Source organism: Terrabacter ginsenosidimutans (assembly GCF_039539425.1).
GTDB lineage: Bacteria > Actinomycetota > Actinomycetes > Actinomycetales > Dermatophilaceae > Terrabacter > Terrabacter ginsenosidimutans.
On the sequence record NZ_BAABDC010000001.1, the window covers coordinates 663,050 to 674,693 of the forward strand.

The window sequence follows — 11,644 nt, forward strand, 5'->3', positions numbered from 1 at the left end:
GGGTGCGACCTTCAGGCTGTCCCCTGGCTGAGCACGCAGAACTCGTTGCCCTCCGGGTCGGCCAGCACGACCCACGGCCGGTCGCCCTGGCCGATGTCCACACGACGCGCGCCGTGAGCGACGAGACGAGCCACCTCGGCGTCCTGGTCGTCGGGCCGGAAGTCGAGGTGCAGTCGGCTCTTGGACTTCTTGGCCTCGTCGAGCCGCACGAAGTCCAGCCCCGGCATGCGGTCTGGCTCCGGACGGATCTCGAACTCGTCCGGAGAGGAGTGGACGACGACCCAGCCCAGAGCGTCGGCCCACCACTGCCCCAAGGACATCGGGTCCGTCGAGTGGACAAGCACCTGTTCCCATTGCAGAGCCACCCGGCGAACCTAAACCCGCCAAGGACCGAGGGACAAGCAGTTTGCGCCGCCTGCCAGGTGCGGGGACGCGGCAGTGGCCGCGGCGGTCGAGCGCCGCGCCATCCGACCAGGCGGACGACGCGGCGCTCGACGTGACTGCGGAGCTGCGGGCTCGGTCAGAGACGCATCGACGCGCCGACCTTCTCGGTCTGCTCGTCCACGTGGCCGGCGAGGCCGTCGTCGGCCACGACGTCCTTGCTCTCGACCGGCTCGGCCACGGGGTCGGTCTGGACCATCTCGCCGACACCCTCACCGGGCGCGGTCTCCTGGACCGTGAGCGAGAAGTCGTCGCCGTGCTCGCTGACGCCTGCGACGACGGCGTGCTCGACGGCCGCGACGGCATACTGCCTGCGGACGATCTGCGGGTCGTGCGACAGGTCCTTCACGAGCGCGACGGCCAGGCCCACCATGATGACGAGGAAGGGCAGCGCAGCCACGATGGTGACGTTCTGCAGGCCCGACAAGGCGTCCTCACCCCCGATGAGCAGCATGATGGCCGCGACGGCGCCGGTGGCTGCGCCCCAGAAGATGACGGTCTTCTTCGACGGCTCCAGGGTGCCCTTCTCCGAGAGCGTGCCCATGACGATCGAGGCGGCGTCGGCGCCCGAGACGAAGAAGATCGCGACGAGCAGCATGACGACGACGGCGGTCACCGTCGGCCAGGGCAGGTTGCCGAGCATCGCGAAGAGCGAGCCCTCCGGCGACGACTGGCCGGCGATGTCCTGTCCGCCCTGCTGCTGCGAGATGCCGGCGCCACCGAAGATGGCGAACCAGATGAGCGAGACGACCGACGGCACGAGCAGCACACCGGAGACGAACTGTCGGATCGTGCGGCCGCGCGAGATGCGGGCGATGAACATCCCGACGAACGGGGTCCAGCTGACCCACCAGGCCCAGTAGAAGATCGTCCAGCCGGCGAGCCAGTCCTTCATGCCGTCGCCACCCGCGGCGTCGGTGCGGGCCGACATCATCGCGAGGTCCTTGAAGTAGGACCCGATCGTCGTCGGGACGAGGTTGAGGATGAAGACCGTCGGGCCCACGACGAAGACGAAGAAGGCCAGGGCGAGCGCGAGCACCATGTTGATGTTCGAGAGCCACTGGATGCCCTTCTCGATGCCGGAGACGGCCGAGAGGATGAAGCAGACGGTGAGCACGACGATGATGCCGATGAGCACGCCGTTGCCGACCTTGCCGATGCCGGCGACGATCTCGAGTCCGGAGCCGATCTGCAGCGCGCCGAGGCCGAGCGAGGTCGCGGAGCCGAAGAGCGTCGCGAAGATCGCGAAGATGTCGATCACGCGACCGGCCGGGCCGTTGGCGCGCTTCTCCCCGAAGAGCGGCGCGAAGGCCGAGCTGATGAGAAGCGAGCGGCCCTTGCGGAAGACGCCGTACGCGACGGCGAGGCCGACGACGGCGTAGATGGCCCACGGGTGCAGCGACCAGTGGAACATCGTCGTGGCCATCGCGGTCTGCACCGCCTCGGGGTTGCCCTTGGCGCCGGTGCCGGGCGGCGGGGTGACGAGGTGCGTGAGCGGCTCGGTGACGCCGTAGAACATCAGGCCGATGCCCATGCCGGCGGAGAACATCATCGCGACCCACGACGACGTTCGGAACTCGGGAGCCTCGCCGTCACCGCCGAGCGGGATGTTGCCGTACTTGCTCGCGGCCAGCCAGATGACGAAGACGACGAAGCCGGAGGCGACGAGCGAGAAGAGCCAGCCGGTGTTGTGGACGACGAAGTCGAGGCCGGCGGAGGCGCTCGTGCTGAGGCTCTCGGTGCTGAGCGCACCCCAGAGGACGAAGGCGATGGCGACACCGGCGGCGACGCCGAAGACGACCTTGTCGACCCGGGAGCGCGGAGCGTCCTCGTGGTTCACGGGTGGTGGTTCGAGCGCGGGGTGCAGCGCTTCGTCGGGACTCTTGGTCAGTTCACTCATACGTCATGGACGGCACCCGACGAAGGTGCCGTCTGTCTCCTCACAGTTACGTGTCACAGATGTCTCGTTGAGCGCTCCACTCTGTCGAGGTGGAGGGACGAGCGCAAAACGACAGGGGCGACGGGACGGCGCACACGGCATACGAGGTCGTGGATCTGTCTGTGCGCCAATGGTTCCCAGATCCAGGAACCAGTCATCGTGACATGGGACACGGCACGTCGAAGGGCCACGAACCGTTACGGTTCGTGGCCCTTCATGGGTGGGGTGGGTCAGCGTGGTGCGCCGACGAGCTCGGGCTCGCGGCCCGTGACGTCGCCGTCCTGGACCCCGTCGACCATGTCGGTGACGGCCTCGTCGTGGTCGAGCATGCTCGCCTCGTCGAAGCGGTCCTGGCCCGACAGGACGCGGGCGGCCTTGTCGCGGTCGATCTCGCCGACCCAGGTGCCGATGAGGACCGTCGCGATCGCGTTGCCTGCGAAGTTCGTCAGGGCACGGGCCTCGCTCATGAGGCGGTCGATGCCGACGATGAAGCCGACGCCCGGGACGAGGTCGGGGCGGTGCGACTGGAGGCCGCCGGCCAGCGTCGCCAGGCCGGCACCGCTGACGCCCGCGGCGCCCTTGCTCGCGATGATCATGAAGACGAGCAGGCCGATCTGCTGGCCGATGCTGAACGGCTTGTCCATGGCCTCGGCGATGAAGAGGCTCGCCATCGTCAGGTAGATGGCGGTGCCGTCGAGGTTGAACGAGTAGCCGGTCGGCACGGTGATGCCGACGACCGGGCGGGAGACGCCGAGGTGCTCCATCTTGGCGATGAGGCGCGGCAGGGCCGACTCGGACGACGAGGTCGAGAGGATGAGGAGGAACTCGCGGCCGAGGTAGCGGAAGAGGGAGAAGACGTTCATCCCCGTCACGACCTTGAGGATGCTGCCGAGGAAGGCGAAGACGAAGATCGCGCACGTCGCGTAGAAGGCCAGCATGAGCAGGCCGAGGCTCTTGAGCGAGCCGATGCCGGTCGCGCCGACGAGGGCGGCCATGGCGCCGAACGCGCCGACGGGGGCGACCCACATGACCATCGCCATGAGGCGGAAGACGAGGCGCTCGAGGTGCTTGACGCCGACGAGGATCGGCTCCCCCGCGCGACCCATGCTCTGCAGGGCGAAGCCGACGAGGAGGGCGATGAGCAGGGCCTGGAGCACCGAGCCCGACGTCAGCGACGAGACGAGCGTGTCGGGGATGAGGCCGAGGACGAAGTCGACCGCGCCCTCGGACTTCTCGGCGATCTGCGCCTGGCCGGACTTGGCCACGGCGTCGGTGAGGTCGAGGCCGGCACCGGGCTTGACGATGTTGCCGACGACGAGTCCGATGCCCAGGGCGACGGTCGACATGGTGACGAAGTAGGCCAGTGCGAGACCGCCGACCTTGCCGACCTGCGCGGCCTTCCGGACCGACCCGATGCCGAGGACGATGGTGCAGAAGATGATCGGCGTGATCATCATCTTGATGAGGTTGACGAAGCCGGTCCCGAGGGGCTTGAGGCTCTTGCCGACCTCGGGGAAGGCCCAGCCGACGAGGATGCCGGCCACCATCGCCACGATGACGGCGATGTAGAGGTAATGGGTGCGGTCGCGCTTCGGAGTCGTGCCCGGGTGGGCGTCGACGGCGCTGTCGGCGGTGGAACTCACGGTGACCTCCGTTGGCTGGGTCCGCGTGCTTGGGCACGGGACCGGTGAATGTGTCGAGGCTGCCGCGGCCAGTGACTAGGGTCACCCTTGTGTTCATTGAGTTCTCGCGGCCGGACGTATGCCGTTGAGCTCGCTGCCCACCACCGTGACCCGCGTGCTCGGCGCGCCGGGGCGGTGGAGCGTCGCCGCCCAGACCTTCGCGCTTCAGGTCCTCATCGCCGTCCTGGTGGTGGTCGCGGGACTGGCCGGCGCCTACGGGCAGGCTCAGCGCGCGGGCGACCAGGAGGCGATCGCCCGAGCCCTCGCGGTGGCCGAGACGATGGCGGCAACCCCCGCTGTGATCTCCGCGGTGCAGGGTCCGGACCCCTCCGCGGCCCTCCAGCCCTATGCCGAGCGCGTGCGCATGGAGACGCGCACCGACTTCGTCGTCGTCATGAGCCGCGACGCGATCCGCTACACCCACCCCGACCCGAGCCAGATCGGCAGGACGTTCATCGGCCACACCGAGGCGGCGCTCGCCGGAGGCGTCGTCGAGGAGGACTACACCGGCACGCTGGGCCCGTCCTCGCGCGTCGTCGTGCCGGTCGAGGACGCGGGGAAGGTCGTCGCGCTCGTCTCGGTCGGCATCCGCAAGGCGGCGGTCGGCGAGCGTGTGCGCACCCAGCTGCCCGGCCTGCTCCTCGCCGGTCTCGTGGCGGCCCTCCTGTCGGGTCTCGGGACGGCCCTCGTGTCGAGGCGCATCCGCCGGCAGACGCACGGGCTCGGCGAGCAGCAGCTGCGCGAGATGTACGAGTACTACGACGCCGTCCTGCACGCCGTCACCGAGGGCCTCATCATCACCGACCTCGACGGGCGGCTGCGGCTCGCCAACGACGAGGCGACGCGCCTGCTCGCGCTGCCGGCGGACGCCGTCGGCCGGCCCGTCGCCGAGCTGGGCCTCACCCCGGCCCTCACGGCTGCGCTCACCGACGACGACCCCCACGAGGACGAGCTGCACGTGACGTCCGCCCGGGTGCTCGTGCTCAACCGCGGGCCGGCCCGATGGCAGGGGCGCCTGCTCGGCCACGTCGCGACGCTGCGCGACCGCACCGACCTCGAGGCCCTGACCGGCGAGCTCGACTCGGCCCGCGGCCTCACCGAGGCGCTCCGCTCGCAGGCGCACGAGTCCGCGAACCGGCTGCACACGATCGTCAGCCTCATCGAGCTCGGGCACACCGACCGGGCGCTCGACTTCGCGACGGACGAGCTGCAGGTCTCGCAGCTGCTCACCGACCGGGTCGTCGGCTCGGTCGACGAGCCGGCCCTCACCGCAGTGCTCCTCGGCAAGGCCGCGGAGGCCCACGAACGCGGCATCGCCTTCGAGATCGAGCCGGGCTCGCACTGGCCCCGGGGTGTCGCGCCGACGCGTGACGTCGTGACGATCGTCGGCAACCTCATCGACAACGCCCTCGACGCCGTGACCGGCGATGCCGGAGTGCCCGGAACCGCCCGGCGGGAGCGGCAGGTGCGCTTCGCCTCCCGGGTCGAGGGTGCGTATGCCGTGCTCGAGGTCGCCGACGACGGGCCGGGCCTGCCACCGGGCGGGGTCGAGGACGCCTTCCGGCGCGGCTGGTCGACCAAGGACCAGGGCAGCGCCGGTCGGCGCGGCATCGGCCTCGCGCTCGTCGGGCAGACCGTCGACCGGCTCGGCGGCACGCTCGAGGTGTCGGGGCCGCCCGGGGCGACCTTCACCGTGAGCCTGCCCGTGGGAGGTGGCGATGACTGATGCGTCAGGGACCCGGGCGCTGCGCGTCCTCGTGGTCGAGGACGAGCCGATCGCGGCGGAGGCCCACACGGCATACGTCGGCCGTGTCGACGGCTTCGAGGTCGTCGCGACCGTCGGCACGTCGCAGGCAGCACTGAAGACGTTGCAGGACAAGGAGGTCGACGTCGTGCTGCTCGACATGAACCTGCCTGACCGGCACGGGCTCGACGTCGTCCGGGCCATGCGTGCGGCCGGGCACCGGGCCGACGTCATCGCCGTCACGTCGGCCCGCGACCTCGACGTCGTCCGTGCGGCCGTGTCGCTCGGCGTCGTGCAGTACCTGCTCAAGCCCTTCGTCTTCGCCACCCTGCGGGAGCGGTTGCTCGCCTACCGCGCCTACCGCGAGCAGGTGACGAGCGGGGCCGAGATCGGCACGCAGGCCGAGGTCGACGAGGTCTTCGCCGGCGCGCGCGTGGCTGGCGAGGCCCGGCTGCCCAAGGGCATGGGCGAGGAGCTGCTCGCCAAGGTCACCCGCCTGCTGCGCGAGTCCGACGCCGGTCGCTCGGCCAGCGAGCTCGGCGAGGCCCTCGGCGTCAGTCGCGTCACTGCCCGCCGCTACGCCGAGTACCTCTGCGAGACACGGGTGGCCGTGCGCCGGTCGAGGTATGCCGGCGCCGGACGTCCCGAGGTCGAGTACCTCTGGGCGCGGTGACCGCTCAGACCTCCGCCGGCGAGCGTCGCCCGAGGCGCGCGAGCACGCGCTCCTGACGGTCTGCGCCGTCGGGCACGGTCAGGGCGGGCTTGCAGACGCCGTCGTCGTAGAGGTGGTCCCCGAAGCCGTCCGCCGAGCGCTCGAGCATGGCGAGCTCGTCGTCGCCCAGACGCTCGTCGAGGCCGGCTGCGACGGCGATGTCCCACCGGTGGACGACGAGGTCGAAGCCGTGGAAAGCGACGAGGGACTGCCCCACGGTGGTGCGGCCGAAGACCCCGTCGTACTCCATCCCGGCGACGGCCGGGTCGGCGAGCAGCTCGCGCATCCGGTCGTCGTGGGCGTGCCAGCCGGTGCGGGGATCGGTCGCGCTGTCGGTCGGGCCGTCGACGTCGAGGGGGTGGGAGGTCGAGGCGTCGATGCCTCGCTGGGCGAGGAACCCGCGCTGGCTCGTGACGACGTGGGCCAGCACGTCGCGTGCGCTCCAGCCCTCGCACGGACTCGGGGCGTCCCAGGCCGAGGCGCGGACGTGGTCGACGACGGCGCCGAAGCGGTCGGCGAGGCGGGCGTAGGAGTCGAGGATGTCGGTGGTCGTTGAGGTCATGCGGCCACGGTAGGGACCCGGTCGTCGGCGGGTCTTGATACTTTCCGACACGTGACGACGTCTCCCGGGATCGGGCGCACGGCGGCCCGTGACGACATCGAGCGAGCCCACCTCGTCGACCCCACCGACCGCACGTGGTCGATCTCCCGTGCCTCGGTCTCCCCCGATCTCGCGGCACTCGCCCGCCGCTTCTGGATCCCGGTCTGGGACGTGCCCGAGGGACACGACTCGGTGCAGCGGGTGCTGCAGTACCCCGTCTGCCTCATCGTCGTCTCCGACACCTACACGCGCTTCTACGGCGTCGTCTCCGGCCTGTCGCACACGATGCTGACCGGTCGCGGCTGGGCCGTCGGGGTCATGCTGCAGCCCGCGACCGGGCACCTGCTGACGGGCGAACCGGTGCGGCTCATGACCGACCGCCACGTCGACCTCACGACGGTTGCCGCCATCGACGGCGCCGCCCTGACCCAGGGCGTCCGGTCCGCGATGCGTCCCGACCCGCACTCCCCCGACGCCCAGGCGCAGGCGCGCGAGGTCGTCGAGGAGGCGCTGCGACCGCTGCTGCCCGTCGACGACGAGGGCCTGCTGGTCAACGCGATCGTCGAGGACGTCGAGACCTCGCCCGAGCTGCTCCGCGTCGACGACCTCTGTGCCCGCTTCGACATCAGCGAGCGCACCCTGCAGCGCCTGCTGCACAAGCGGATCGGCCTCGGGCCCAAGTGGCTCATCCGTCGCCGGCGCCTCCAGGAGGCCGCCGACCGGCTGCGCGACGCCGACGCGGAGCTGGCCGGCATCGCCGTCGACCTCGGCTACGCCGACCAGGCCCACTTCACGCGCGACTTCCGCAAGGCGACGGGCCTGACGCCCGGCGAGTTCGCGTCCCGCTTCCGCTGACCGGGCCGTCCGACCGGCAACCGGGACCGGCCGCCGGGACCGGCCGCCGCCGGACGACCGTTGGTGGCGCGCAGGAGCGCCTCGACGCGGGGACGCGTCGGCGGTGACGGGCGTTTCGGGACCAATGGTCGTCCGTCGGCGCGGCGCCGGGGCGGACCTGGCTCGCGAGGACGTGGACCTCCCCGTGGGTCTGGCGGCGCGCCATCACTCCTGTGTCAGCCAGGTGCGGATGGCTGCGCCGTCCTCGTCGAGGGTGGGCGGCGCGTCGTGGTGGCGGCGGGTCACCTCGGTGCCGTCGCCGTCGAAGAAGCGCAGCGGCGGTCCGGGCAGCGTGATCGGGCCGAGCGTGGGGTGCTCGACCTCGACGATGAGGCCCTGGCTCGCGGTCTGGTCCCACGCATACACCTCGTCGAGGGTGCGCACCTTGCCCGCGGGCACGCCGACCTCGGCGAGACGCGCGAGCAGCGGCTCGGCGTCCCAGCCGGCGAAGGCTGTCTCGACGACCTCGATGACGCGGTCGCGCGCGGCGACACGCTCGGCGTTCGTCGCGAGACCCTCCGCCGCGGGGTCGAGACCGAAGCCGGCGCACAGCCGCTGCCACAGCCCCTCACTGCCCACGGCGATCTGCACCGACCCGTCGCGGCAGTGGAACAGGCCGTAGGGGCTGATCGACGGGTGGTGGTTGCCGGCGGAACGGCCGACCTCGCCGGCCACGGTCCAGCGCGTGCCCTGGAAGGCGTGCACGCCGACGACGGATGCCAGCAGCGAGGTGCGCACGACCGTGCCCTTCCCTGTGCGGTGGCGTTCGTTGAGGGCGGCGACCACTCCGTAGGCGCCGTACATCCCGGACAGCAGGTCGGCGATCGGGACGCCGACGCGCTGCGGGTCGTCCGGGCCGGAGCCGGTCAGCGACATGAGGCCGGCCTCGCCCTGGGCGATCTGGTCGTAGCCGGCGCGGCCGCCCTCCGGGCCGTCGTGCCCGAAGCCGGTGATCGACAGCACGACGAGGCGCGGGTTGCGCTCCATGAGCGACTCGATGCCGAGGCCCAGCCGCTCGAGGACGCCGGTCCGGAAGTTCTCGACGAGCACGTCGGCGCGGTCGACCAGGGCGAGCAGCACGTCCTTGTCGTCGGCGTCCTTGAGGTCGAGGGTGATCGACTCCTTGTTGCGGTTGGCCGACAGGAAGTACGTCGACTCGCGTCGCCCCTCCTCACCGACGAAGGGCGGCCCCCAGCCGCGGGTGTCGTCCCCTCGGCTGGGCGCCTCGACCTTGATGACGCGGGCGCCCTGGTCGGCCAGCATCATCGTCGCGTGCGGCCCGGCGAGGGCGCGGGAGAGGTCGACGACGAGGATGTCGGAGAGGGGTCCAGTCACGGTCATTCAGTCACCATCCGGGGAGGATCAGGGCGGCCCACGCGAGCAACGGGTCGGCGAGGACCACGATGACGCTATAGGTGAGGATCTGTTGGTAGTACACCGGCTCCCTGATCGTGTCGGGCCGGTTCGCCGGCATCAAGGGCACTGTCGGTCGAGAACGGCCACACAACCTGCTTGACGGCGTCCGCACGGCCAGCTCGTCTGTTCCACGCCGTCGTGACGAGGCTCAGGGCTGGCTCAGTGGACTAGCCAATAGATCACTGGTCCGACTGTCAATAGCATGTCCCCATGTCAGCATCGGGGCTGCCCCGCCTCACGAGGACCCGGCTCTACGAGCAGGTAGCCGAGCAGATCAGCACCTGGATCCGGTCCAACGGCCTGGCGCCCGGCGACCGGCTGCCGCCGGAGCGCGAGCTCGCGCAGCGCCTCGGGATCAGCCGCGCCACGCTCAGCCAGGCGCTCGTCGCGCTCGAGGTCATCGGCGTCGTCCACGTGCGGCACGGCGACGGCACCGTCCTCGCGGAGGCGCCCGGGCCGCGTCGCATCGTCGAGGCGATCCGCGCCCACGCCCACCGGCTCCCCGAGATCATCGACACCCGCGACGCCCTCGAGACGAAGATCGCCGCCCTCGCGGCCACCCACCGCACCCCCGAGGACCTCGCGCGCATCGACGAGGCCATCGACGAGATGGCCCGGGACGTCGAGGCGGGCGGCCGCGGCGTCGAGGGCGACGAGCGCTTCCACGCCGCGGTCACGGCGGCGGCCCACTCGCTCCTGCTCGCGCGGCTCATGGACGAGATCCGCGACCTGATCCGCGAGACGCGCATCGAGTCGCTCTCGCAGCCCGGCCGCCCTGCCGACTCGCTCGTCGGCCACCGCGCCATCGCCGACGCCGTCCGCGCCGGCGACCCCGGGGCGGCCTCTGCCGCGATGCACGCCCACGTCGTCATGGTCAGCGACGTGGCGGTGCTGCGAGACGGGACGTGACCTCCCTCGAGATGCTCGCTGTCCTCGGCACGGGTCTCGTAGCGGGCATCCTCACCTCGACGGTCGGAGTCGCCTCGCTCGTCAGCTTCCCGATCCTGCTCGCCGTCGGGCTGCCACCGGTCGTGGCCAACGCGTCCAACACGGTGGGCCTCGTGCCGGCCGGGGTGAGCGGGTCGATCGGCTACCGGGCCGAGCTGCGCGAGCACCCGCGCATCGCGTGGACCGTCGTCATCACGTGCGCGGTCGGCGCGGCGGGCGGCGCGGCTCTGCTGCTGGCGCTGCCGTCGAGCGTGTTCGAGGCCGTCGTGCCGTGGCTCATCCTCTTCACCTGCCTGCTCGTGGGCGTGCAGCCGTGGGTGGCCCGGTGGCTGCGGTCACGCGGCGGTGAGGACGTCGGCCCGCGCACGCGGATGGGGCCGGTGACGACCTTCTTCGCGCTGCTGACGGGCGTCTACGGCGGCTACTTCGGCGCCGGCTCGGGCGTCATGATGGTCGCCGTCCTCGGGCTGGGCCTCGACATCGACCTGCGGGTCGTCAACGCCCTCAAGACGCTCGCCATCTTCGCCGGCAACGTCGTCGCCGGGCTCATCTTCGTCGCCGTCGCCGACCTCGACTGGCGCGCGATCGCCCTGCTCGCGACCGGGTCGGTCGTCGGCGGCTACGTCGGGGCCCGGGTGGGGCGCCGCCTGCCCCCGACGCTCTTCCGGGTGCTCGTCGTCGTCGCCGGCGTCGTCGCTGCGGTCCTGCTCCTCCGCTGAGACGGGCCGGCGTATGCCGTGTGGCCGGGTCTCAGCGCGCCGTGGCCTCGCGGTGGCGCCGGGCGAGCTCGAGGTAGACCTCGGCGTTGGCGTGGATGCGAGCCAGGCCCGGGTCGTCGATCTCGCGCCGGACCGTGCCCGGCACGCCGGCGACGAGCGACCGGGGCGGGATGAGGGCTCCCTCGGGCACGACGGCCCCGGCGGCGATGAGGCTGCCGGCGCCGATGTGGGCACCGTTGAGGACGACCGAGCCCATCCCGATGAGGCAGTCGTCCTCGATCGTGCAGCCGTGGAGCACGGCGCGGTGGCCGACCGAGACGCCCGAGCCGATGGTCGTCGGGTGCCCGGCGTCGGTGTGCACCACGACACCGTCCTGGAGGTTGCTGCGCTCGCCGAGGACGATCGGGTCGAAGTCGGCGCGGAGCACCGCGGTGTACCAGACGCTGGATCCGGCCCTGAGGTCGACGGCGCCGACGAGGTCGGCGCTCGGCGCCACCCAGGCGGTCTCGTGGACCACCGGGGTGACGCCGGCGAGGGTGACGATCACG

General features: G+C 71.6%; 12 protein-coding genes. 5 read left to right on the plus strand and 7 right to left on the minus strand.

What is annotated here, in order from left to right; genetic code table 11:
* Nucleotides 1–11 precede the first annotated feature (11 nt).
* The 3 genes from ABD831_RS03205 to ABD831_RS03215 all read right to left on the minus strand — a co-directional run bounded on the left by ABD831_RS03205 (nt 12) and on the right by ABD831_RS03215 (nt 4,023).
* The gene (locus ABD831_RS03205; protein WP_344941391.1) at nt 12–365 is read right to left on the minus strand and encodes a VOC family protein; all 354 of its coding nucleotides are present in this window, start codon (nt 363–365) and stop codon (nt 12–14) included.
* Between the two features lie 155 nt (nt 366–520).
* Complete coding sequence (locus ABD831_RS03210; protein WP_142176178.1) at nt 521–2,341, minus strand: BCCT family transporter; 1,821 nt, start codon at nt 2,339–2,341, stop codon at nt 521–523.
* Nucleotides 2,342–2,610: 269 nt separating this feature from the next.
* A complete protein-coding gene (locus ABD831_RS03215) occupies nt 2,611–4,023 on the minus strand; it encodes a cation:dicarboxylate symporter family transporter (protein ID WP_344941394.1) in 1,413 nt (470 codons plus the stop codon).
* A 124-nt stretch (nt 4,024–4,147) separates the two neighbouring features.
* On the opposite strand from ABD831_RS03215, the gene ABD831_RS03220 reads away from it, so the two are divergent.
* Both ABD831_RS03220 and ABD831_RS03225 read left to right on the plus strand, forming a co-directional pair.
* On the plus strand, nt 4,148–5,788 hold the full coding sequence (locus ABD831_RS03220) for a sensor histidine kinase (protein ID WP_344941396.1): 1,641 nt from the start codon (nt 4,148–4,150) through the stop codon (nt 5,786–5,788).
* Nucleotides 5,781–6,479, plus strand: a complete 699-nt coding sequence (locus ABD831_RS03225) for a response regulator (protein ID WP_344941399.1) — start codon at nt 5,781–5,783, stop codon at nt 6,477–6,479. Before ABD831_RS03220 ends, ABD831_RS03225 begins: the two co-directional genes overlap by 8 nt.
* 4 nt (nt 6,480–6,483) lie before the next feature.
* On the opposite strand, the gene ABD831_RS03230 is transcribed toward ABD831_RS03225, so the two are convergent.
* Nucleotides 6,484–7,080, minus strand: coding sequence for a TIGR03086 family metal-binding protein (locus tag ABD831_RS03230; protein WP_344941402.1), 597 nt, complete (start codon nt 7,078–7,080; stop codon nt 6,484–6,486).
* Between the two features lie 51 nt (nt 7,081–7,131).
* Here ABD831_RS03230 and ABD831_RS03235 point away from each other — a divergent pair, with 51 nt between their 5' ends.
* Entirely contained in the window at nt 7,132–7,974 is an 843-nt protein-coding gene (locus ABD831_RS03235; RefSeq protein WP_344941404.1) for a helix-turn-helix domain-containing protein, read from the plus strand.
* A gap of 204 nt (nt 7,975–8,178) precedes the next feature.
* On the opposite strand, the gene ABD831_RS03240 is transcribed toward ABD831_RS03235, so the two are convergent.
* Nucleotides 8,179–9,354: a CaiB/BaiF CoA transferase family protein gene (locus ABD831_RS03240; protein ID WP_344941407.1), complete on the minus strand. Its 1,176-nt coding sequence runs from the start codon at nt 9,352–9,354 to the stop codon at nt 8,179–8,181.
* A 4-nt stretch (nt 9,355–9,358) separates the two neighbouring features.
* Nucleotides 9,359–9,487, minus strand: coding sequence for a hypothetical protein (locus ABD831_RS03245; protein WP_344941410.1), 129 nt, complete (start codon nt 9,485–9,487; stop codon nt 9,359–9,361).
* 152 nt (nt 9,488–9,639) lie between these two features.
* On the opposite strand from ABD831_RS03245, the gene ABD831_RS03250 reads away from it, so the two are divergent.
* Both ABD831_RS03250 and ABD831_RS03255 read left to right on the plus strand, forming a co-directional pair.
* Complete coding sequence (locus ABD831_RS03250; protein WP_344941413.1) at nt 9,640–10,338, plus strand: FadR/GntR family transcriptional regulator; 699 nt, start codon at nt 9,640–9,642, stop codon at nt 10,336–10,338.
* A complete protein-coding gene (locus ABD831_RS03255) occupies nt 10,335–11,096 on the plus strand; it encodes a sulfite exporter TauE/SafE family protein (protein ID WP_344941416.1) in 762 nt (253 codons plus the stop codon). The genes ABD831_RS03250 and ABD831_RS03255 overlap by 4 nt, the downstream gene beginning before the upstream one ends.
* 31 nt (nt 11,097–11,127) lie before the next feature.
* Here ABD831_RS03255 and ABD831_RS03260 read toward each other — a convergent pair whose 3' ends face one another.
* Nucleotides 11,128–11,643, minus strand: a complete 516-nt coding sequence (locus ABD831_RS03260; RefSeq protein ID WP_344941418.1) for a gamma carbonic anhydrase family protein — start codon at nt 11,641–11,643, stop codon at nt 11,128–11,130.
* Nucleotide 11,644: the final 1 nt, after the last annotated feature.

Excerpts from the sequence above, each read along its gene's own strand:
- ABD831_RS03225 (WP_344941399.1), top strand. The coding sequence starts at position 5,781 with ATGACTGATGCGTCAGGGACCCGGGCGCTGCGCGTCCTCGTGGTCGAG.
- ABD831_RS03250 (WP_344941413.1), top strand. The coding sequence starts at position 9,640 with ATGTCAGCATCGGGGCTGCCCCGCCTCACGAGGACCCGGCTCTACGAG.
- ABD831_RS03240 (WP_344941407.1), bottom strand. The coding sequence starts at position 9,354 with ATGACCGTGACTGGACCCCTCTCCGACATCCTCGTCGTCGACCTCTCC.
- ABD831_RS03245 (WP_344941410.1), bottom strand. The coding sequence starts at position 9,487 with ATGCCGGCGAACCGGCCCGACACGATCAGGGAGCCGGTGTACTACCAA.
- ABD831_RS03230 (WP_344941402.1), bottom strand. The coding sequence starts at position 7,080 with ATGACCTCAACGACCACCGACATCCTCGACTCCTACGCCCGCCTCGCC.
- ABD831_RS03210 (WP_142176178.1), bottom strand. The coding sequence starts at position 2,341 with ATGAGTGAACTGACCAAGAGTCCCGACGAAGCGCTGCACCCCGCGCTC.